We start from the raw sequence: 22,409 nt of genomic DNA, 5'->3' as shown, positions 1-22,409 counted from the left end.
GATTAATGAAGAATCGCCATAACCAGACGGCTGACAAATATCGACGATACGCTCTTAAACGGTGTCGATAGGTCGAAGAGTAAAACGTCCACACCATCAGCGATGATTTTGCGGCGTCTTTATGATCGGCCTATTCGCTCTGTACCGCACAGGTTGTCAATAACTTCAACACACTATTAATGTGCGGTACTTATTTCAGTGCCATCGCATCGCGCATGGTAAAGAACAGATCCGTTTGGTCAGTCAGACCAACCACATTTGCTGCATGGGGACCATAAGCGGCTATGCGCAATTGAGTTCCGGTATGCCCCTGAGAGTCATCCTCAGAGTTTCCGTAACTGATTGCCATCACTGCCCCATCTTTGGTGGTTAAAGCCTGTGTTAGGCCAGGCGCTTTGGCATCCGCTTCAATAATTTGGCTAGAGTGAGCATGGTCGGCAGTCACAATCACCAGTGTATTGCCGTCAGCCCGTGCGAATGCCAAGGCTTTTTGTACCGCTTCATCCAGATCGACAGTTTCGCCAAACTGCCCACAGGGGTTAGCCGCATGGTCTTGCTTATCAATTGATGCCCCTTCAACTTGTAAGAAGAAGCCTTTTTCATTGTTTTTCAACAGATCAATCGCTTTTTCTGTCATGACAGCCAAGGTTGGTATGTCTTTGGTGCGTTCGGCGTTGTTCTCACAAACCACGGGCGGTTTATCCAAATTACCGTGATAAGAAGCCTTCGGCCCCTGCCAGCGTACCGGCATATTACCTGGACTGAATAACCCTAATAGGGGTTTTTGCTGATCTGCCTGTTTTATCGCCTTCAGCTCATCAAGGTTTTCGACGATGACATAACCGCGAGCCAGCGCCTGATCACGCAAGGATTTATCTTGCCATTCACCGGCTTTAGCCTGCTGATTGAAGGATTTTGCCCCACCGCCCAACGTGACATCCGCACGCCCGGCAATCATTTGTTCCGTAATGGAACCGCGACCGCCATTTTCCAGCGCATTGGTCGCGCATTTTTCGCTGGTTTCTTCTGGGCCATAGCATTTGCGCCCAGTGACATGGGCAAACTGGGCCGCAGGTGTTGCATCTTGCAACTCAGCCGTTGACACGTTGCCGGTCGCTTTACCCGCTTTTTTGGCTAATTCCAGAATAGTAACGTGGTCTTTACCAAACACATCAACCCCCAACGCACCATTGTAGGTTTTCACACCGGATGACCATGCGGTGGCAGAGGCCGCAGAATCTGTCACGTAATCCGGTTTCTGCGTTTTCTTATCTAACGAATAGTGGGTGTATTGCCCTGTCAGCGGCAACGCATCAATTCCTTTAAAGAAACCACCGGCACCCATTGCATAGTTACGAGCCGAGGTTATCTCTGAATCACCCATGCCATCACCAATCAGCAAAATGATATTTTTTACCGTTTTGTTGGACAACGAATCACGAAGTGCCTGAGTCTGGTCCCCGGTCAAACGGCGTGCGCCGCCAAACTGGGTAACATCGCCTTGAGCGGCACGGTCATATAACCCGGTGGCGGCAGCAATGGCATTGGGAGTAAACAGAGCGCTGGACAATAACAGAGTAGATAGCGCTATGCCTGACAGAGTGGATACGCGGTTCTGCATCGATATAATTCCTTGTTGTAAAACAGTAATACAATTTGTATTAATGGGTTACAACGGATACTAGAACATACCAATGACGTTTTTATGACAGTTAGCCTTAATTATTGCGCAATCCATTACCTCATCAACTCATCACTGAATCACTGAATCACTCAAAACGTAGCAGCCGAACTCGCTGGAACGGCTGCCCTCAATTAATTTATACCAAACTAATTTACACCCAACTTATTCTGCTTTTTCTACAGACTGATAAATATCGATATCAAAATAGCCATCAGTGATGCCGTCATTGAGGTAAACCTCATAGCAAGCCCCTTTTGCAGGGCGATAACCGCTCTGTGGCAGATGCAGGTTGTACAATTCGCTCCACGCTTTGGCGTAATCATCATCGGTGACTCGAGCATGATAAACCGCATACATGCCAGCAGGAATAACTTGCTGTTGCAGTTGATCACTCAGTTCAGGCGGCAAAACATAATCGGCGGCAACAGAAAGTGAAACATCAGCACGCAACGCTGCCGGCGGATTGACCTCAGGGTTATCCCAATAGAGAGCCAGCCAATCTTTGGCGGGGATTTGGTGTTGGGTATAGAGTGTTGAGAGCTGTTTAAAACCTTGAGGGATAGTTTCGTGATAAGGGCCAACGACACGAATCCCTACTATTTGCAGTGGGTGTTTTTCTACTATTTTGAATGTCATATCGCTACCTCGACTTAATGGTTTCAACAAAATAAAATGACCAAAAATGCGACCTTGTGGTGATACTGTTTATTTATACAGTATAGCGGTATTTTATGACATTCGGTTAATTATTGAGCGGGTTATGTGAGGCGTTTCGCAAAAAATCGTCTGCCTGTTGGAGCTGATGATGACTGAACACCGTGATGCCATGTCGTCGCAGTAATGCCGTCGTCACGCCCTGACCTGCCCGTTGCGACCCACTGAAATTACCGTCATAGATACGGCTACTGCCACACGATGGGCTGCCTTCGGTCAAAATCGCCACGGCACAATGGTGCTTTTGTGCTAATTCCAATGTCTGATAAGCGCCTTGCAGGAACTCGCGACTCACGTCGTTCCCCCATTGCTCAATCACGCGAGCCTGCCCTTGTAACACGGCCTCACCCTGGCCTTGTTGAATTTCCGCCGCCGGGCGTGGAACCGGCATCCCTGCGGACAACTCAGGACAAACAAGCACCAACCGCCCCTCAGTTTGCCAGCGCTGGATAATTTCGTCACTGACTGACAACGCGGTGGCGTTATAACGCACGGGTTTGCCCATCAAGCAGGCACTGATCAGAATGCGCGCCGGTTTCGATTCCATGTGATGATCACCTTAATGTTGTGCGCTGAATAAAATGACTTTTACAATCGATAATATCCAATTAATTGCTGCTGGTCATGAGTCTGACAACGTCATTGGAGCAAAGCGCATCATTTATTGCGACAAACTTTTGCAGAACTCTCTAAATTGTCATCTGCTGATGCCCTATTTCATGTGATAATTGCGCATAAGCTGCCCTGAGCCACACCATATCGGAGACTTATGGAAACGTTTTTGATTGATAAAATGGCGACGCCACTCGGTGAGTTGCTGCTGATTGCTGATGAAGAAAACCGGCTCCGTGCCATTGATTGGACCGACCATTATGAACGCCTGATGAAGTTACTACGCAACCACTATGGTGCGAACGCGTTTACCTTAGCTGAAAGCCGTAATCCAGGGGGGCTAAGTGACAGCATCCAGCGCTATTTTGCAGGTGAATTGCACATTATCGATGACTTGCCGGTGAGAACAGCCGGAACGGATTTTCAACGTCAGGTGTGGCAAGAACTGCGCAAAATTCCTTGTGGCGAAACCATCAGTTACGGTGAGCTGGCAAAAAGAATAAATCGCCCTACCGCTTCCCGCGCCGTCGGCATGGCTAATGGATTGAATCCTATCTCTATTGTTGTCCCTTGCCATCGGGTGATCGGTTCGCACGGCAATTTGACCGGATACGCCGGTGGTGTAGAACGAAAACGGGGGTTATTAATGCATGAGGGTTATATTTTAGCGTGCTAACTATCGTTGCTCTTATCAGACGTCAGAAAAGATGTTAAAATTGACGCATATCAATATTAATGGGAATACCCTATGATCCCGGAAAAACGCGTTATCCGACGTATCCAGTCTGGTGGTTGTGCAATTCACTGTCAGGATTGCAGTATCAGTCAGCTCTGTATTCCGTTTACCTTGAATGAGAACGAGCTGGATCAGCTCGACAATATCATTGAAAGGAAAAAACCTATTCAGAAAGGACAGGCGCTGTTTAAAGCCGGTGATGAACTGAAATCGCTGTATGCTATCCGCTCCGGGACCATTAAAAGCTACACCATTACCGAAGAAGGTGATGAACAAATCACCGGTTTCCATCTGGCGGGTGACTTGGTCGGTTTTGATGCTATCAGTAATCTGCAACATCCCAGTTTTGCTCAGGCATTAGAAACATCAATGGTATGTGAAATTCCATTTGATACGCTGGATGATTTATCCGGCAAGATGCCCAATCTGCGTCAGCAAATGATGCGGCTTATGAGCGGAGAAATTAAAAGCGATCAAGATATGATCCTGCTACTTTCTAAAAAGAATGCTGAAGAACGTCTGGCCGCATTTATCTACAACCTCTCCCGCCGCTTTGCACAGCGTGGCTTCTCACCGCGTGAGTTCCGTCTCACCATGACCCGTGGTGATATCGGTAACTATTTAGGTCTTACCGTAGAAACGATTAGCCGTTTACTGGGCCGTTTCCAGAAAAGCGATATTCTGAGTGTGAAAGGTAAATATATCACCATTGAGAATACCGAAGCCTTGGCACAACTGGCCGGTAATCCACGCCCCGGCCTGTAATAAAATAGAAACCCGATAAGTATATATCCTATAGATTTCAAGTTGCAGGAAGGCGGCAAACAAGAGAAGCCAATAGATCTGCAACTTGAAAGATGACGGATATATTTATTGGCCTGGTTTGATCTCCCACCTGTTCTCTTTCCCTTTCATGGTTTACTCTTTAACTAACAAACTGTTAATTCTCGGTAGTAAGGAGACTCTATGGCAAAGTATCAGAATATTCTGGTTGCTATTGACCCCAATCAGGATGATCAACCGGCATTAAGACGTGCGGTTTACCTGGTGCAACATAATGGTGGCAGGATCAAAGCATTTTTGGCTATTTATGACTTGTCCTATGACATGACGACCCTGTTGTCACCTGATGAGCGCACGGCTATGCGTAAAGGGGTGATTAGCCAACGTTCTGCCTGGATAAGTGAGCAGTGTCGTTTTTACATTGATGCTGGTGTGCCGATTGAAATCAAAGTGGTTTGGCATAACCGTCCTTATGAAGCCATCATTCAGGAAGTGTTGAATGCCAGGCATGATTTGCTGCTAAAAATGGCCCATCAACACGATCGGCTGGAATCTATTATCTTCACGCCAACTGACTGGCATTTATTACGTAAATGCCCCTGCCCGGTATGGATGGTGAAAGACCAGCCGTGGCCCGAAGGTGGTTCAGCCCTGGTTGCGGTCAATATCTCAAGTGAAGATCCACTGCATGATCCACTCAACCTACGGCTGGTTAAAGAAACCACCGAGCTGGCTGAAAATCTCAATAAAACCCACCAAACCCACCCAACGCAGGTGCATCTGATCAGTGCTTATCCGGTTACGCCAATCAATATTGCCATTGAGTTACCTGATTTTGACCCCAGCGTTTATAACGATGCGATTCGTGGTCAACATCTGGTGGCGATGAAAGCCTTACGTCAGCAGTTTGGTATTGATGAGAAATTCACTCATGTGGAGAAAGGGTTGCCTGAAGAGGTAATCCCTGACCTGGCGCAGCAGCTACAAGCGGGGGTTGTGGTATTAGGTACACTGGGGCGTACCGGTCTATCGGCGGCCTTTATCGGTAATACCACCGAACATGTGATCGACCATCTTAAATGTGATTTGCTGGCGATTAAACCAGAAGGATTTACCTGCCCGATAGAAGGTAATGAAGATCTGGAGGATGCTGAATAGCCCTGGCTTGTTAGTCTAATCCACATTGCAACGCAAAAAATAAGGGCCACCGCGGTGGCCCTTAATCAGAGACGACATCACCCTTACAGTGCGCGTAAAATTGCTTCCACGCTGTCTTTGGCATCGCCAAACAACATCTGGGTATTTTCTTTAAAGAACAATGGGTTTTGCACGCCGGCATAACCGGTATTCATTGAACGTTTAAAGGCAATCACACTTTGCGCTTTCCACACTTCCAATACTGGCATCCCAGCAATCGGGCTGCGTGGATCTTCCAGTGCTGCCGGGTTTACGGTGTCGTTGGCGCCAATCACCAATACCACATCAGTACCTGGGAAATCGTCGTTGATTTCGTCCATCTCCAGTACCACGTCGTAAGGGACTTTGGCTTCGGCCAATAATACATTCATGTGGCCGGGTAAGCGCCCTGCTACCGGGTGGATACCAAAGCGAACTTTGATGCCACGGGCTTGCAGTTTTGCCGTAATTTCAGCCACCGGATACTGCGCCTGTGCAACTGCCATACCATAGCCTGGAGTGATGATTACAGAGCTGGCATTTTTCAGCAGATCAGCCACTTCTTCGGCGTTCGTCTCACGGTATTCACCCATCTCTTCCGCATTACCGGTAGAAGAACCATCGGTGCCGAAACCACCGGCAATCACGCTGATAAACGAACGGTTCATCGCTTTACACATGATGTAAGACAGAATGGCACCAGAAGAACCGACCAAAGCACCGGTCACGATCAGCAAGTCGTTGCTTAACATGAAACCGGCGGCGGCGGCGGCCCAGCCAGAGTAGGAGTTCAGCATCGACACTACCACTGGCATGTCGGCACCGCCGATAGACGCGACCAAGTGCCAGCCAAAACCGAGCGCAATGACGGTCATCAACAGCAATGCGACCACTTGCAGCGCCACACTGTCAGTTTTAACAAACAGAATCATCAACAGGAATGAAACCACCAACGCCGCCAAATTCAGTTTATGGCGTTGCGGCAGCATCAATGGCTTGGATGAAATAATCCCGCGTAACTTACCGAAAGCAACAATAGAACCCGTAAATGTCACCGCACCGATAAAGATACCCAAGAACACTTCGGTCAGGTGAATATTCACCATCACCGCATCCATTACCGTGGTGCCGTGATCCAGATAGCTGTTAAAGCCAACCAGCACCGCCGCCAGGCCCACAAAGCTGTGCAGGATAGCGACCAGTTCTGGCATTTCAGTCATTTCGACTTTCTTCGCCAGATAAATACCAATCGCACCACCAATCACCATAGCTATGATAATCCAGGCAACATTGCCTGAGTCCGGCCCCAGAATGGTGGCAATCAGCGCGATGGCCATACCGGTAATGCCGAACGTGTTACCTTGTTTGGATGTTTCGTGGCGCGACAGCCCAGCCAAACTGAAAATAAATAAAATCGCAGCAACGATGTACGCAGCTGTAACGAGACCACTAGACATCAGTTACCCCTTCATTGTGTTTATCAACTTGGTTTTTTATATAAGCCTGACGGATATATAACCTAGTTTTTACGGAACATTTTCAGCATACGCTGGGTGACGGTGAAGCCACCAAAAATGTTGATACTGGCAATCAGTACGGCAATAAAGGATAAGAAACTCACCCAGCCGCCGTGACCAATTTGCAACAATGCGCCGACCACAATAATGCCCGAAATCGCATTGGTAACGGACATCAGCGGTGTATGCAGTGCGTGGCTCACATTCCAAACCACGTAGTAACCGACCACGCACGCCAGTGCAAATACGGTAAAGTGAGATAAGAACTCTTTCGGTGCCACATTCGCCAGCCAGCCAAACAACACAATGGCTATCGCCATAACGATATATTTGGTCCACGGAGAGGACGGTTTTGCCTCTTCTTTTACTAGTGGTGCGGCTTTAGCCGCCTGTGGCTGTGCTGAAACCTGAATCGGCGGGGCCGGCCAGGTCACTTCACCGGTTTTCACCACCGTAACACCGCGGATAACCGTATCTTCAAAATCAATCTCTATCTCGCCATTTTTCTCTTTGCAGAGTAATTTCAGCAAGTTAACCAGGTTAGTTCCGTAAAGTTGGGACGATTGTGTCGGTAAACGGCTTGGCAAGTCGGTATAACCGATGATTTTGACGCCATTTTCCGTCACGGTCACTTTATCGGCCACTGTCAGTTCACAGTTACCCCCGGTTTGGGCCGCCAAATCGACAATCACACTGCCGGCCTTCATTGACGCCACCATCTCTTTGGTTATCAGCCGTGGTGCAGGTTTACCGGGAATGAGTGCGGTGGTGACAATAATATCGACTTCGGCTGCTTGTGCGGCAAACAGCGCCATCTCAGCGTTGATAAAGGCTTCGGACATCACTTTGGCGTAGCCGTCACCACTGCCCGCTTCTTCTTCAAAATCCAGCTCGAGGAACTCAGCCCCCATGCTTTGGACTTGTTCTTTTACTTCCGGGCGGGTATCAAAGGCTCGCACAATTGCGCCCATGCTCCCTGCCGCGCCGATAGCGGCCAAACCGGCAACACCGGCCCCGATAATCATCACTTTCGCTGGCGGAACCTTACCCGCAGCCGTGATTTGCCCGGTAAAGAAACGGCCAAATTCGTGTGCGGCTTCAACGATGGCACGGTATCCGGCGATGTTAGCCATCGAACTGAGTGCATCCATCGATTGTGCGCGAGAAATACGCGGCACGGAATCCATTGCCAAGACTGTGACCTGACGCTCTGCCAACGTTTGCAGCAGTTCAGGGTTCTGAGCTGGCCAGATAAAGCTGACCAACGTGCTCCCCGCCCGTATCAGAGGAATTTCGCCCTCAAGAGGCGCATTCACTTTGAGGATAATATCGGATTGCCACACATCGGTGGTATCCGTAATGGTGGCACCCACTTCCTGGTACGCCGCATCGTCAAAACTGGCTAAATGGCCAGCTCCGCTTTCAATCGCCACGGTGAAGCCTAATTTCAGCAGTTGTTCCACCGTTTTCGGCGTGGCTGCAACACGGGCTTCATTGGCCAACCGCTCTCTTGGTACACCAATACGCATAATGATCCCTTTTACTTGTCTTTGATATAATTGCTATCTGTTTGGTTACTGGCAAAACCTGCTGCGTTTCAGCTCCCTATAACCTACTGAAAATGTGACCGATGATCCATATTTGTATGCACTTGTGATGCAGTTTTTGCACTAAAACTGGCAGGTGGAAAGAACACTGTATAATTCACTATAAAAATAACATTTACCAGCGGCTTGTCCTGCAACTTTGAACCAAATTAACCTTCCGCTGGAAGATCAAGCAGCCCAATCAGGATGCGGCCCCAGGTTAGTAAAATGTAAATAATCAGCACTTATGACGTTAAAACCATTATTCGTAAAGCTATTCTCTATTGTTGAGGTAACGTATTGTTGAGCAAGACGTCACGATTACTACATTTGGTCATATAAATTGCTGAGACACTTGCCATTATTACATGTAATAATCATCTGCTATTCTGTTACACATCAATTGTTCCGCACGTATTAACGTTAATGCGCAAGGCGAAAGGATTTTTTATGAAGCTGAAATACACGGTCATCGCATCGGCATTGCTATCGCTCACGGTTCTTTCTGCTGCTCATGCGGCAAAAGAGTTAACACCAGAGCGAGCAGCAGCCATTAAGCCGTTTGATCGCATTACTATTACAGGCAGATTTAATGCAATCAATGAAGCAGCAGATGCGATATCGCGTCGTGCTGACAAGTTGGGTGCCGATTCCTTCTATATCCAAGATATTAACAGCAACAACAATGGCGGCAACTGGCGTGTAACGGCCGATGTTTATCATAAAGATGCCGCTGAAGTCAGCAAAGAGACTCAGTATCGCGTCTTTAATGGCGTTAAAGAATTGCCAAAAACTGAAGCCTATACACTTCAGCCTTACGATACCGTGTCTGTCAGCGGCTTCTTCCGCAGCCAGCCTGATATCAGCGATGCCATTTCCAAAGCAGCAAAAGAGAAAGGCGCGTACTCCTTCTTTATCGTGCGTCAGGTTGATGCTAACCAAGGCGGCAACCAGTTTGTGACGGCATATATTTATAAAGCGGATGCCGCCAAGCGTGTTGTTCAAAGCCCGGATGTTATCCCTGCCGATTCAGAGGCTGGCCGTGCAGCCCTGGCCGCAGGCGGTGCCGCCGCTGCTAATGTTGAAATTCCGGGTGTGGCCTCTTCCGGTACGCCAAGTGCTGATGTTGGCCGTTTCTTTGAGACACAATCCTCTACCGGTAAGCGTTACACTGTAACGCTTCCTGATGGTTCTGAGATCCAGGAATTGAATAACACCACCGCCGCTCAGATGGTGCCCTTTGATTCCGTTAGCTTTAGCGGTCACTATAACAGCATGACCGATGTGTCTCATGAAGTGGCCAAGCGTGCTGCGGCTAAAGGCGCGAAGTATTATCATATTACCCGCCAGTGGCAGAACCAAAGCGGTGGCAACCTCTCCGTTAGCGCTGATTTGTTTAAATAATCAGCGTAAGGTCATCCCAAAGGCAGCCCAGTGCTGCCTTTGTTATTTCTGTTACTTAGCCTATCCGATGCGACTGAATAATTTTTTGCCTAAATCGCATAACCAATCATTGCATGATCCCCCCTCACTCCGTAAAATCTCCCGAAAATTTTGGGGCTATTATCTGTCAAGCATTATTGAATTCGCCTCATATAATGCTGCTAACAAGTCAGTCACCATTCATTAATACTTTAAAATCAGGAACCCTCATTGGAAAAAAAACTCGGTCTGACCGCGCTGACGGCGCTGGTCCTCAGCTCAATGCTGGGAGCAGGTGTTTTTAGTTTGCCGCAGAACATGGCTGAAGTGGCCAGCCCAGCGGCGCTGCTTATCGGCTGGAGTATTACCGGCGTTGGAATCATCTTCCTTGCGTTTGCCATGCTGTTGCTGACACGGCTGCGCCCTGATCTCGATGGCGGAATATTTACTTATGCCAAAGAGGGTTTTGGTGACCTGATCGGTTTTTTCTCTGCGTGGGGTTATTGGCTGTGTGCGGTGATCGCCAACGTCTCATATTTAGTGATTGTTTTTGCCGCCTTAAGTTTCTTTACCGATAAGACGGGCAGCATCATTTTTGGTGAAGGCAATACCTGGCAGGCATTGCTGGGCGCATCTTGCCTGCTATGGCTAGTCCATGCGCTGGTCTTGCGTGGTGTTCAGACCGCGGCCAGTATTAATTTGGCGGCGACGCTGGCAAAACTGTTGCCGATTGGCGGTTTTATTGTTTTGGCAGGGCTGGCATTCAGTCTTGATACATTTACTTTTGACTTTACCGGCATCGCCTTACATACCCCGGTCTGGCAGCAAGTTAAAGACACGATGTTGATTACGCTTTGGGTCTTTATTGGCGTGGAAGGCGCGGTGGTGGTATCCGCCAGGGCACGGAACAAGAACGATGTCGGGCGCGCCACCATGTTGGCGGTACTGTCCGCTCTCAGTGTCTATTTGCTGATTACCTTATTGTCACTTGGTGTTGTGCCGCGCGCGGAACTCGCGGCGATGCGCAACCCCTCAATGGCAGGCATTATGGTTGAAATGATTGGCCCGTGGGGTGAGCTAATTATTGCGACCGGGCTGATTATTTCCGTTTGTGGCGCTTACCTAAGCTGGACCATTATGGCGGCAGAAGTGCCGATGGTTGCGGCGAAGCATGGTGCATTCCCGAAAGTTTTCCGTCATCAAAATAAGAACAGCGCACCGGCACCCTCGCTGTGGTTGACCAACTGTGCGGTTCAGGTGGCGCTTATTCTGATCTGGCTGACCGGCAGCAATTACAATACCTTACTCACCATTGCTTCAGAAATGATCCTGATACCCTATTTTCTGGTGGGTGCCTTCTTATTTAAGGTGGCATTGAAACGTCAAGACTGGCGTTTAATTGTGGCCGCCAGTGGCGCATGTTTGTATGGTTTATGGTTAATTTACGCCGCCGGATTGCTGTATCTATTACTGTCGGTGCTGTTGTACGCCCCTGGGTTGTTGGTGTTTATTTATGCACGCAGAGGGCATGAAGGGCTTAAACTGCTAAATAAATTAGAGCGAGCCGCGATCTCTCTGGTGCTCATCGCCACGGTTCCCGCCACCTGGCTGATGATGCATTAATAATGCAAATGGGCAGGCTCGGGGTGTTTTGGTCATCAAACGTCAATCACGCCAAAACAGCCTGTCCATTGCGAATTAGCAAAGTCATCATAACGGCTCTGCGACCAGCGATAAATTTACCGACAGACATTCCCCCTTCTGACTCAGCCCCATTGATGTTGGGAACCGCTGCTTAATTGCCCCAATTTGAGTCGTTTCCAGCGGGTAGGGTAATTGGATATCCAAAGCCGTGATGCCCTGCTGTTCAGCCAGCCGAATTAACCGAATAATATTGGTTTCATCACTGAGCTGAGTTGATAAAACCTGTAGCGCTAACGCGGTAAGTTGCTCCTGTGGTGTCCTTTTCAACGCATTTTGCGCTTTCACTACCATGCCAAAAATTGGCATCACGCCATAAATAGCCTCGATAAAACTCCAGCGTTTTTTACATGATATTGCAAGAAACTCCGTGTAATCAAAGCAGACTTTTTCACCGTACGGTGGTGCGCTGACGTGTTCGCCACTCATCCCTTAGTCCTCGGTTGAACAATACAACTATTCATTAGTTTCAGGTGTTTATTAATCTCAGGTATTCATTAATCTCAGGTATTGAACTATAAACGGTAGGCGCAACAAATAGAGATGACGATGAAATCAATTTCATTAATATAATGAAATAATTTGCCAGTTGTCTAGCAGTCAGTCACTTGTCTTAATTAACCGGCATAATGCGTTACTGTCCGTAGCATTGCCATCAACAGCACGCTATGCTGAATCCTGATACTTTTATAAACTGAAAATCATGACCAAAATTGTTTTTGTGGAAGACGACCCGGAGGTCGGAAAACTGATTGCGGCCTATCTTGGCAAACATGACATTGATGTTTTGGTTGAACCACGCGGTGATACGGCACAAGCGGTTATTGAACAACAAGCACCGGATCTGGTGCTGCTTGATATCATGTTACCTGGCAAAGATGGCATGACGCTCTGCCGCGATCTGCGGCCAAACTATGACGGCCCCATCGTATTACTGACCTCACTGGACAGTGATATGAACCATATTCTCTCCCTTGAGATGGGCGCAAATGACTACATTTTGAAGACCACGCCCCCGGCGGTACTGTTGGCCCGATTGCGCTTACATCTGCGGCAACACCAGCAGCAGACCAAAGACCCCCTTAGCCCGGTGCTGACCAATCATAATGCGATTCACTTTGGCCTGCTGTGTATTGACCCGGTGAATCGACAAGTAAATCTCAGTGATGAAGAAATTACCTTATCAACATCTGATTTCGATTTGCTATGGGAACTGGCCACCCATGCCGGAATCATTATGGACAGAGAAGCTCTGCTGAAGAATCTGCGCGGTGTCAGCTATGACGGAATGGATCGCAGCATTGATGTGGCTATCTCCCGCTTACGCCGCAAGCTGTATGACAATGCCCTTGAACCGTTCCGCATAAAAACGGTGCGCAATAAAGGTTATCTGTTTGCGCCCAATGCCTGGGAGTCAATGCAGCAATGAGAAAGCTCTTTATCCAGTTTTTCTTATTGCTCTTCGTCTGCTTTATGGTGATGGCGATGTTGGTCGGGCTGGTCTACAAAATCACCGCAGAACGAGCGGGTCGCCAATCATTGGACGATTTGATGAAAAGCTCGTTGTCATTGATGCGCAGCGAATTGCGGGAAATTCCGCTAAAAGATTGGAATAAAACCATTGCCACGCTGGATTTAAACCTGTCCTTTCAACTGCATATAGAACCATTAGATAAACGTGATCTCGGTGAGCGCCTGAATAAGCGCCTGCGGGCGGGCGAAATCATTGCCTTAGATGATGAATATACCTTTTTACAACGCATCCCGCGCAGCCACTATGTCCTTGCTGTCGGCCCAGTGCCTTATCTGTTTTATCTGCATCAAATGCGTTTGCTCGACTTAGCCTTACTACTTCTTATTGGTCTGTCCTTGGCGCTACCGGTATTTCTTTGGATGCGGCCGCACTGGAAAGATCTGCTTAAATTGGAGAATGCCGCCCAGCGCTTGGGAGCCGGTTATCTCGATGAGCGCACACATTTTGATCCCACATCCAGCCTTAATCGGTTGGGGGTAGCATTTAATCAAATGGCGGACAATATCAATACCTTGATTGTCAGCAAGAAACTGCTTATTGACGGTATTGCCCACGAATTACGCACTCCACTGGTACGCCTGCGTTATCGTTTAGCCATGAGCGATAATCTGACTGAAAGTGAGCAACAGGCGTTGAATCACGATATTGGCCAGTTGGAAGCGCTAATTGATGAACTTCTCACCTATGCGCGCCTGGATAGACCACAGGTTTCGCTTAATCTCGAACCTATCGATTTACCCGAATGGTTAGCGGCCAAGGTCACGGACATGCGCTTGATTCATCAAGAACGTGAAATTGAACTTGATATCCCTCATCGTGGTGACTTTGGTGTGGTTGACCTGCGTTTAATGGAACGAGTGCTGGATAATCTGGTTAACAATGCCCTGCGCTACTCCAGTCAACGGCTGCGTATTGGGTTGTGGTTTGATGGTGATAACGCTTGCCTGCAAGTGGAAGATGATGGGCCGGGAATTCCATTGGAAGAACGCGCCCGTGTATTCGAGCCGTTTGTTCGCCTTGACCCCAGCCGTGATCGCGCAACCGGTGGCTGCGGGCTGGGCTTAGCTATCGTCCACTCTATTGCGCTGGCTTATCAGGGAACCCTCGTTGTCGATGCCAGCTCATTAGGTGGGGCCAGTTTCCGCTTCTGTTGGCCAGTCAAGAACACCCATTCACTGCCTACTGAGCAGGACTCATTCACGCACTAGACGGATATCAATTTTTATTATGGAGAGCGACATGACTACCGCTTATCAACACTTACGTACCACGTTTACCCGCCTTTCCCGCTTCGAGCATCTCTCCGCCATTGCCGGATGGGATATGCAGACCATGATGCCGCCAAAAGGTAACCTGGCCCGCTCAGAGGCGATGGCGGAGCTAAATGTATTGCAGCATCAAATTCTAACGGACAAGCGAGTCGGTGAATGGCTAAAACAAGCAGACGTTGAATCATTGGATGACGTTGCACGGGCCAACTTGCGCGAAATGCGCCGTCATTACGACAATGCCGTCTTGCTACCGGAAGCCTTGGTTGAGGCAAAATCACTGGCCGGTGCACGATGTGAACATGCCTGGCGGCAGCAACGTATCGCGAATGATTGGCACGGTTTTGCAGAGAATCTGCGAGAGGTGGTCAAACTCAGCCGGGAAGAAGCGGCCATTCGCGCGCAAGCGGCGGGGACTTCAGGTTATGATGCATTATTGAATCTCTACGAACCGGGGACCACCAGTGCTGACCTTGACCGTATCTTTGGTGATCTCAAACAGTGGCTTCCCGCCCTATTACAAAAGGTTACAGCCAAACAAGCAAATGCGTCCTGCCTGATACCACAAGGGCCGTTTGATGTGGCAAAACAGCGCAAGCTGGGGCTGAGTGTTATGAACCTGTTGGGTTTTGACTTTGATGGCGGGCGAGTGGATGTCAGTGTTCACCCATTCTGTGGTGGTATTCCTCAGGATGTACGTATTACCACCCGTTATAATGAATCTGAGTTTCTCAGCGCGCTGATGGGGATTGTGCATGAAACCGGACATGCTCGTTATGAACAGAACTTGCCACGCGAGTGGTTAGGACAGCCCATCTCTCATGCCCGATCAACGGCGATTCATGAATCTCAAAGCTTATTATTTGAAATGCAGTTAGCCCGTAGCAATGAGTTCCTGCAAGTGATCCGCCCGTTGGTGATAACTCAATTTGGTGATCAACCTGCTTTTGCAGAAGAGAACTTTATTAATTTGAATCAACGGGTTAAGACTGGTTTTATTCGAGTTGATGCCGATGAAGTCAGCTACCCTGCTCATGTCATTTTGCGCTATGAAATAGAAAAAGCGTTGATTACCGGTAAGATTGAAGTGGATGATATCCCTGTGCTGTGGAACGAAAAAATGCAGCAATATCTTGGGATTAGCACCGAAGGTAATTACCGTAACGGGTGTATGCAAGATATTCACTGGACCGACGGCGCATTTGGTTATTTCCCAACTTATACCTTAGGGGCAATGTATGCAGCTCAGTTATTCCAAACCGCCCGAGAGGCTATTCCAGGGTTAGACCAGAGTATTGCGACTGGCGATCTTCGTGCGCTGTTTAACTGGTTGCAAAATAACATCTGGCAACATGGTAGCCGATACTCAACCGCCGAATTGATGAGCAAAGCCACCGGTGAACCGCTTAACCCACGTTATTTCCGTGAGCATCTGGAACGGCGCTACTTATCTTAAACTCACCTAATCCAATGTAAGTTTGGCGGGTTATTGAAGCACTGCTCCGCGAGGGGCAGTCGGCAGAGTAAAGCGCCCCGCCAGCTTGGTCGCTTATTGCGATAACAAAAGTTCGACGTCTTTGCGATAATAGCCAGTGAATAGGTGTCCTTTACCTGCCAACAGCAGCCGTAATGTACTGGCATCGACACAGAGGGTTACCTGATAAGCCAACGCAATAGTGTCTGCCAGATCTCTTCGTCACGAGCAACGTATTCATTAGTGATGTAGTTATTCATCTTAGTTTCTCCCTGATGAAAAACAGATCCCACCTTACGTTCAAATGTGCACTTACTGGCATTGAGCACTTTGTAGTACGCGCCATATATTGTATGTTGTAACTAAAATAGGAGTAACGCTACATAACTCACTCAATCTACCCTGTACAATCGGTTACAAGCCGAAACCAATGACTCACGGAAGGTTTGAGATGATTCCTCTACTCTGTTTATAACGACCCAACGGGCCGATTTTAGAATAGAACACTGAGGAATAAATCATGAGAACACTATTAGCTCTGATTGTTGCTGCGAGCATGGGTATATCTTCTGGCGCTTTTGCTGCCGACATGGTGGCACCAACGGCTACAGCGCCTTCACATAGCGCTCCTGTTAAAACTGTGCATCACGAAAAAGCTAAAAAATCGATGAAATCTGATTCGATGAAAAAAACAGATAAAACAGCCCCTGTACAAAAGGCACAAGCAGCCCCAAAACAGCATAAAAAAACGACTCACAGTAAAGCGCCCACGACAGCAACCCCTGCCGTAAAATAGTAGGGTTTGAATCGAGAAAACGAAAACTCACGGCCTCGATTGACCTGTAACAGCTAATTCACTCAACACCCGGTTTTTGCCGGGTGTTTTTTATCAGGAGTGCTGATAATGCTGCGCCGTTATTTATTTGAAATTACCTTGGCGACTTTAGTTATATGCGGTCTGACCACATTATTTTTTTATTTATAGTCAAAAACTCTAGCGTTATCAAAAAAATAATTACTGGCAATGCACAGTGCGACTGAATCTGTCTATAGTTAGCGATACCGAACAATGAATCGATTAGAAATCAAAGTAACTTAGAGACTTAAATGCTGTTTGGTTTAGCTAGCAACGCCTCTGGAGTGTTTAATGGATAACTCCTCGATCAGAAAAAAGCAGGGCTGATTATTTATGCGCTTATCGTCATTATTTCTATTAAGTTTATTGCCTTTTTCGGTCACTACCGCGTTAGCGCGCTCTCCTGCGGAGAAGCAAGATGCTGACAGCACTATCGCTGATCAAACTACGCTATTTTTCGGCAAAGATGATCGGACAGCGATAACCAATAGTAACCAATGGCCGTGGCAAGCGATTGGGCAGGTTGAAACTGCAAGCGGCAATCTTTGCACTGCAACATTGATATCCCCTCGCCTGGCACTCACGGCAGGCCATTGTGTTCTGGCCCCACCGGGTCATATTGATCGCGCCGTTGCCTTGCGCTTTATCTCTGATAACGGCCATTGGAAATATCAGGTAACCAGTTTAGAAACGCTGGTTGATACTAAATTGGGGAAAAAACTAAAACCTGATGGTGACGGATGGATTGTTCCCCCCGCCGCTGCCGCTTATGACTTTGCACTTATCCGCTTAACTAACGCAAAGCCCATACCGATTAAACCATTACCGTTGTGGGAAGGTTCCGCGGCTGAGCTGACTCAAGTCCTCAAGTTGGTTAACCGCAAGATAACGCAAGCAGGTTACCCGCTAGATCATCTGGATACACTCTATCGTCATGAGGACTGCCTGGTCACTGGCTGGGCTCAGAAAGGTGTACTCTCACACCAATGTGATACTTTACCGGGCGACAGTGGCTCACCCTTGCTGCTGAAAACAGGTAATAGTTGGTCATTGATTGCGATTCAAAGTTCGGCACCGGCGGCTAAAGATCGTTATCTGGCAGATAACCGAGCCTTAGCCGTTCCTGCCATTAAAGACCGATTAAAGGCGCTGGCGATAAAAGCCGCTAATATCACTAAGTGATCATGCATATTTGCTGATTACGCGTTGCCATCACTCCTTGGAAACACAAGAAGATTCAGAATTGAATTTAAAAACGAACGTGCCTCCCAACGCTGCTGCATAACGGCTTAAAGTTGTGAGGTTGGGCGAAATAATGCCTTTCTCCATGCGGCTAATGTTTTGCTTCTTTAGCCCCGCGCGCAGGGCGACATCCTCCTGAGTCAAGTTGCATCGCTGACGAGCCGCCTTCAGCTCAGTCATCATCGCCTGCCGGATCTGTAAATCGGTATAGGCATCATTTACCTGAGGCTGACTCAATGCAGTGGCTTTCACCTCACTGAAGGGTATGACATCAAAATCATCTTGTTTTTTCATGACTGCAATCTCCGTTTGAGTTCCTTCATACGCCGGTAGGCCAATATCAGGGTTCGTCTCGGGGTTTTTGGCGTCTTTTTCTGTAGAATATGGATGATATAAACCTGCCGATTCGCGTGGTAAAAGAAAAAACCACGCCCGATACCCTCCTTTGCACTGACACGCAGCTCCTTTAGCCCCTGGCCGATATCCCTGACTTCCGGCTCCCGTAATTCATGACCATAAGCCTCCAGCTCATCCATCGCTTTAATCAATGCCGCCTGAATACCCGCGGGCAACTTTAATAGCTCCCTTTGTGCCAAACGCAACACACTAATCTCATACATAAGCCATCCTTGCTCGGTAAAAACTCTAACAAACTCACCATAAGTAATCAAATATGGTGACCAAAATCAGACAAACTTTGTGCACGCTGCACGTTTGTTGACGCAGGTATACTGCCAGCAAGTGATTCACACAATAACTCCGTGGCCAGATAGCCGTGTTAATTCACTATTCTGGAAATGCCTCGCATCGTAACGGGTAGTTTTCATTGATTACATTGGGGTTTACGTTAGTCGGATAAGCACAGCCAGTTACCTGACTGTGCTCTCCTAAGAACGGAGCGTGCGACTTTCACCGCACTCCGCTCAAGCCTCTCAAAGGCAATTATTGTTACCCGGCAAACTTCTCATAACGCGGTTTCCAGCGACATATGCCAGCTGTTTCGGCTTTTGTCCCTATTTTCCTTACGTGAACTCCAGTAACTGGCGAATGTCGGATCATAAGGTGTTGCCTCACAGCGGATTTTGGTATGCCGTTTTATCGGGATAGTGACCAGTTGCGTAAGATATTCTGAGAGCGTCACACCATCAATATGTGACTTCCCCCGAAAACACCAGTGCCGCGCATATTCCGGTAAAAAGTACTTTCTGGTTACCCATCTTGCACCTTTGTTCGGATGTCTTCGCTTTGCCCAGCGTTGTAATGTTCTGAATATCTGGCAGTCAACATATCCAAAGGTTTGTTTGGCGACACTGTGTCTGTAATAGTTTCCCCAGCCCCGTAATTTGGGATTGAGTAGTCTGATCAATTCACCTGTAGCCATTGTGGGATGAGATTTGATGAGTGCTCTTATGTTCCGAATGAACGTTAATACGTTGGCTTTGCTGGGTTTAATCAACAATTTATCTCTGTATTTACGAATATTGAAACCCAGAAAATCAAACCCCTGTCTGATGGACGTCGTGATAGTCTTCTCGGGAGAGAGTTCCAGCCCGCGCTCTTTCAGGAACGACACAATTAACGGTTTTATTGTATTCTCCAGCAACTCCCCTGAGGCACCGGTGACCACAAAATCATCGGCGTAGGAGATGAAGTTGACCTTTTCTGCTTTTCTGGGCGCAGCCTGTTTAATGCGCTGCTCCAGTCCTGCCAGTGTCAGTAACATCAGTGTTGGAGAGATAATTCCACCCTGTGGTGTTCCTGCATCAGTATGATAAAACAAGCCTTTATCGATATAGCCAGCTGACAACCATTGGCGTAACATTGATTTGTCTATCAGGATATTATCCATGAGCCATTGATGACCGATTTTGTCAAAACAAGCCTTTATATCGCCTTCAAGGATCCATTGTGCAGATGTTTTCCTACATAACGTTTTAAAACATTGCTCAACAGCATCGGCCGCGCAGCGTTTTGGGCGAAACCCGTATGAGTTTTTGTCCGCTATCGTTTCCGATATCGGCTCCAGAGCCAGCAGATACAGCGCCTGCTGTGCTTTATCAATCATACAAGGGATGCCCAATGGGCGCTGTTTGCCGTTCTTTTTAGGAATATAAACGCGTCTCAGCGGTTTAGCATGATAGCCACGCCGTTTGAGCTGTCCGACAGCGGCCAATTTGTGGTTGTCGGTTCGCCACGTAATACCATCAGTGCCAGCAGTTTTACTGCCTTTGTTTTGAGAAACTCGCCTTACTGCCAGTAATTTGGCGGCATGCGAGTGGGTCAGCAGCCATTGCAGGGATTTTACCTTGCCATAGCGGCCTTCCCGCATTGCCTTTGCAATACGCATTTGCAGCCTTGAAACCTGCTGTTCAATGACCGACCAGTTGATGGACTGCCATTTTGCTGAGGCTGAGGTTGCACCAGACCGTTGACCGGTTACTGTCATTTGCTTTACCTCATTGATAAGGTTCTGAAAACTATCTTGCAAAGAGAGACCAACTGGAAGTGGGCTACGCTTTCGCGTTGAGTAACGTTTAAACTCCTGTCCGGGCCATTACAGTCCGGCTTTCGCTTTTTCCAGTATCCTTTACCCGCAGAGCTATCGGTTGGCCTCGCGGTCAACTTTCCCGAAGGGAGCGCTACGGGCTTACCATGTTCCGTATATCTCGTGTGTCAGGTTAGGTGCCTACTTGAATGCGGAGGGCATGTGGATCACGAGAAGATAACCCCATAGTCTTCTACCCACCCTCGGTGCCTTTTGGCCACAGCGTGTTAACCACTTCCGCTGTTTACCTCGTGACGCGTTCTACGTAGATTCACTTATGTTCACCGTGCTGACTACCTTGCACTTACCCGACTGTGGTTGTCAGGAAGACACGCCTCTCACGATTTGTATCCCACGCATCAGAGTGCGTTTTGTTACGTTGTCAGATCCGCTACTTTATTCAGGATCCTAGGCTCACCTGGTGATACAGGCGGTTCTCTCGAATCGGAGAACAACGATTTATACAGCCTCATGTCGCACTGGGGTTTGAGGTCCAATGGGGCGAAAACCTACGCTAAGCGTCTATATATTCGTTAACCTGTTGATTTAACGGCCTTAGCTCACCTTTTATCACATTTTCAGACAATGTGAATGAGTAATGACCTAACATATTGATATGGCCATGCATCAATGGTGATAATCTGGATATATCTTCTTCATTAATTTCAGTGGACTGGCTATCAGTATTAATATGTCCAAGGGCTTCCTGCATATACAACGTGTTCCATAAAACAGTAGCATTTGTTACCAGTCCCAACGATCCCAGTTGATCCTGGGGTTTGGGGAGCAACGGAACAGTAAACGCCGTTAATTGGTCAAATTAAATAGCTATTAAATTATTAATCAATAGATTATATACATAGGTCTTCCCCAATTATGGTGGCTGATTTAGCCATCATCTGCCATAGATTAAGCCTTTTACCTTATTCACAACGTATGTTAGCGACGACTATAAAGTTGAGTTATTCACAAACGTTTGTTGAAGGGGTGTACAATGTCGTTTTGTATCGGTTCCGGCTATTTTCCTGCCTGCATAAGCAATGATAAAATTAACAATATACTCATGTCGGATATTCCCCCTGAGATGAGTTTATGGGAGAAGATTAAAGATTTTTTCTGCTTTACTCATCAGGCTGAAGCACTGGAATGTATTAATCGACTCTGCCATCCACCCGCGGGAACAACGCCAGACGATGTGAAGACGCTGTTTGAGCGTCTAAAGGAATTAGCCCACCCGGGGTATGTGGATAATATTCAGATTGATCGGAATGGGTTGAACCATTTCGATATCATGGACAAAGACGGTAAGGAAATGCTGTCGGTAGTGATTGCCGATGATTATACCGTTACAACGGGGGGACGTGTGTCTTCCTGCGCTGACGGGATTGCGCGCAGTTATCCTTTACTGAGAGGAGTAGTGTAAGCAACTGGTGAGAAAGTTATGTTTGTGTCACTCAGGACCTCGGTTGACATTTGATTTTAAATGCCCAGTTTGGGGTTGTAAGCGGGAACCCGCCAAAAATTTGTCAATCTAACTTAACGCTCTCAACCATGGCATT

General features: G+C 47.8%; 20 protein-coding genes and 1 pseudogene. 11 read left to right on the top strand and 10 right to left on the bottom strand.

Annotated features, from left to right (window positions below; genetic code table 11):
- Positions 1 to 190 precede the first annotated feature (190 nt).
- The 3 genes from phoA to AT01_RS01950 form a co-directional block, all read right to left on the bottom strand.
- A complete protein-coding gene (gene phoA, locus AT01_RS01960) occupies positions 191 to 1,621 on the bottom strand; it encodes an alkaline phosphatase (RefSeq protein WP_042545866.1) in 1,431 nt (476 codons plus the stop codon).
- Between the two features lie 225 nt (positions 1,622 to 1,846).
- Positions 1,847 to 2,320, bottom strand: a complete 474-nt coding sequence (sbmC, locus tag AT01_RS01955; RefSeq protein ID WP_042545865.1) for a DNA gyrase inhibitor SbmC — start codon at positions 2,318 to 2,320, stop codon at positions 1,847 to 1,849.
- Between the two features lie 106 nt (positions 2,321 to 2,426).
- Entirely contained in the window at positions 2,427 to 2,945 is a 519-nt protein-coding gene (locus AT01_RS01950; RefSeq protein ID WP_042545864.1) for a DUF523 domain-containing protein, read from the bottom strand.
- A gap of 222 nt (positions 2,946 to 3,167) precedes the next feature.
- Here AT01_RS01950 and ogt point away from each other — a divergent pair, with 222 nt between their 5' ends.
- The 3 genes from ogt to uspE all read left to right on the top strand — a co-directional run bounded on the left by ogt (position 3,168) and on the right by uspE (position 5,687).
- Positions 3,168 to 3,686, top strand: a complete 519-nt coding sequence (gene ogt, locus AT01_RS01945; RefSeq protein ID WP_042545863.1) for a methylated-DNA--[protein]-cysteine S-methyltransferase — start codon at positions 3,168 to 3,170, stop codon at positions 3,684 to 3,686.
- A 72-nt stretch (positions 3,687 to 3,758) separates the two neighbouring features.
- On the top strand, positions 3,759 to 4,511 hold the full coding sequence (locus tag AT01_RS01940) for an FNR family transcription factor (RefSeq protein WP_004702060.1): 753 nt from the start codon (positions 3,759 to 3,761) through the stop codon (positions 4,509 to 4,511).
- 201 nt (positions 4,512 to 4,712) lie between these two features.
- Complete coding sequence (gene uspE, locus AT01_RS01935; protein ID WP_042545862.1) at positions 4,713 to 5,687, top strand: universal stress protein UspE; 975 nt, start codon at positions 4,713 to 4,715, stop codon at positions 5,685 to 5,687.
- Between the two features lie 83 nt (positions 5,688 to 5,770).
- Here the strand turns inward: uspE and pntB are convergent, their stop codons facing one another.
- On the bottom strand, positions 5,771 to 7,162 hold the full coding sequence (pntB, locus tag AT01_RS01930; protein ID WP_042545861.1) for a Re/Si-specific NAD(P)(+) transhydrogenase subunit beta: 1,392 nt from the start codon (positions 7,160 to 7,162) through the stop codon (positions 5,771 to 5,773).
- Positions 7,163 to 7,224: 62 nt separating this feature from the next.
- Complete coding sequence (pntA, locus tag AT01_RS01925) at positions 7,225 to 8,751, bottom strand: Re/Si-specific NAD(P)(+) transhydrogenase subunit alpha (protein WP_042545860.1); 1,527 nt, start codon at positions 8,749 to 8,751, stop codon at positions 7,225 to 7,227.
- A 507-nt stretch (positions 8,752 to 9,258) separates the two neighbouring features.
- Between pntA and ydgH the strand changes: the two genes are divergently transcribed.
- Together ydgH and AT01_RS01910 are read left to right on the top strand one after the other, a co-directional pair.
- Positions 9,259 to 10,212, top strand: coding sequence for a DUF1471 family protein YdgH (gene ydgH / locus AT01_RS01915; RefSeq protein WP_042545858.1), 954 nt, complete (start codon positions 9,259 to 9,261; stop codon positions 10,210 to 10,212).
- 249 nt (positions 10,213 to 10,461) lie between these two features.
- A complete protein-coding gene (locus AT01_RS01910) occupies positions 10,462 to 11,853 on the top strand; it encodes an amino acid permease (protein WP_042545857.1) in 1,392 nt (463 codons plus the stop codon).
- An 87-nt stretch (positions 11,854 to 11,940) separates the two neighbouring features.
- Here the strand turns inward: AT01_RS01910 and AT01_RS01905 are convergent, their stop codons facing one another.
- Positions 11,941 to 12,360 carry a hypothetical protein gene (locus AT01_RS01905; protein ID WP_042545856.1) on the bottom strand — a complete coding sequence of 140 codons (420 nt, stop codon included), beginning with the start codon at positions 12,358 to 12,360 and terminating at the stop codon, positions 11,941 to 11,943.
- A gap of 274 nt (positions 12,361 to 12,634) precedes the next feature.
- Here AT01_RS01905 and rstA point away from each other — a divergent pair, with 274 nt between their 5' ends.
- The 5 genes from rstA (at position 12,635) to AT01_RS01880 (ending at position 18,245) form a co-directional block, all read left to right on the top strand.
- Positions 12,635 to 13,360, top strand: a complete 726-nt coding sequence (gene rstA, locus AT01_RS01900) for a two-component system response regulator RstA (protein ID WP_042545855.1) — start codon at positions 12,635 to 12,637, stop codon at positions 13,358 to 13,360.
- Positions 13,357 to 14,673, top strand: a complete 1,317-nt coding sequence (rstB, locus tag AT01_RS01895; protein WP_042545854.1) for a two-component system sensor histidine kinase RstB — start codon at positions 13,357 to 13,359, stop codon at positions 14,671 to 14,673. The genes rstA and rstB overlap by 4 nt, the downstream gene beginning before the upstream one ends.
- A gap of 31 nt (positions 14,674 to 14,704) precedes the next feature.
- Positions 14,705 to 16,189 (top strand): carboxypeptidase M32, encoded by a 1,485-nt coding sequence (locus tag AT01_RS01890; RefSeq protein ID WP_042545853.1) that lies wholly within the window; start codon positions 14,705 to 14,707, stop codon positions 16,187 to 16,189.
- Between the two features lie 538 nt (positions 16,190 to 16,727).
- Positions 16,728 to 17,003: an acid resistance repetitive basic protein Asr gene (gene asr, locus AT01_RS01885; protein WP_042545852.1), complete on the top strand. Its 276-nt coding sequence runs from the start codon at positions 16,728 to 16,730 to the stop codon at positions 17,001 to 17,003.
- Between the two features lie 393 nt (positions 17,004 to 17,396).
- A complete protein-coding gene (locus tag AT01_RS01880; RefSeq protein ID WP_042545851.1) occupies positions 17,397 to 18,245 on the top strand; it encodes a trypsin-like serine peptidase in 849 nt (282 codons plus the stop codon).
- Between the two features lie 30 nt (positions 18,246 to 18,275).
- Here AT01_RS01880 and AT01_RS01875 read toward each other — a convergent pair whose 3' ends face one another.
- The 4 genes and pseudogenes from AT01_RS01875 to AT01_RS01860 all read right to left on the bottom strand — a co-directional run.
- Positions 18,276 to 18,599: a helix-turn-helix domain-containing protein gene (locus tag AT01_RS01875; protein ID WP_042545850.1), complete on the bottom strand. Its 324-nt coding sequence runs from the start codon at positions 18,597 to 18,599 to the stop codon at positions 18,276 to 18,278.
- Complete coding sequence (locus AT01_RS01870) at positions 18,596 to 18,925, bottom strand: type II toxin-antitoxin system RelE/ParE family toxin (protein ID WP_042545849.1); 330 nt, start codon at positions 18,923 to 18,925, stop codon at positions 18,596 to 18,598. Before AT01_RS01870 ends, AT01_RS01875 begins: the two co-directional genes overlap by 4 nt.
- 344 nt (positions 18,926 to 19,269) lie before the next feature.
- Entirely contained in the window at positions 19,270 to 20,751 is a 1,482-nt protein-coding gene (gene ltrA, locus AT01_RS01865) for a group II intron reverse transcriptase/maturase (RefSeq protein WP_042545833.1), read from the bottom strand.
- Between the two features lie 613 nt (positions 20,752 to 21,364).
- Positions 21,365 to 21,625: pseudogene (locus AT01_RS01860) on the bottom strand (Tn3 family transposase); the annotation flags it as partial.
- 219 nt (positions 21,626 to 21,844) lie between these two features.
- Here AT01_RS01860 and AT01_RS01855 point away from each other — a divergent pair.
- The gene (locus AT01_RS01855) at positions 21,845 to 22,273 is read left to right on the top strand and encodes a hypothetical protein (RefSeq protein WP_052489931.1); all 429 of its coding nucleotides are present in this window, start codon (positions 21,845 to 21,847) and stop codon (positions 22,271 to 22,273) included.
- Positions 22,274 to 22,409: the final 136 nt, after the last annotated feature.

This window comes from Yersinia aldovae 670-83 (genome assembly GCF_000834395.1).
In the GTDB taxonomy this organism is placed as follows: domain Bacteria; phylum Pseudomonadota; class Gammaproteobacteria; order Enterobacterales; family Enterobacteriaceae; genus Yersinia; species Yersinia aldovae.
This window is presented reverse-complemented; position numbering and strand designations above follow the sequence as displayed.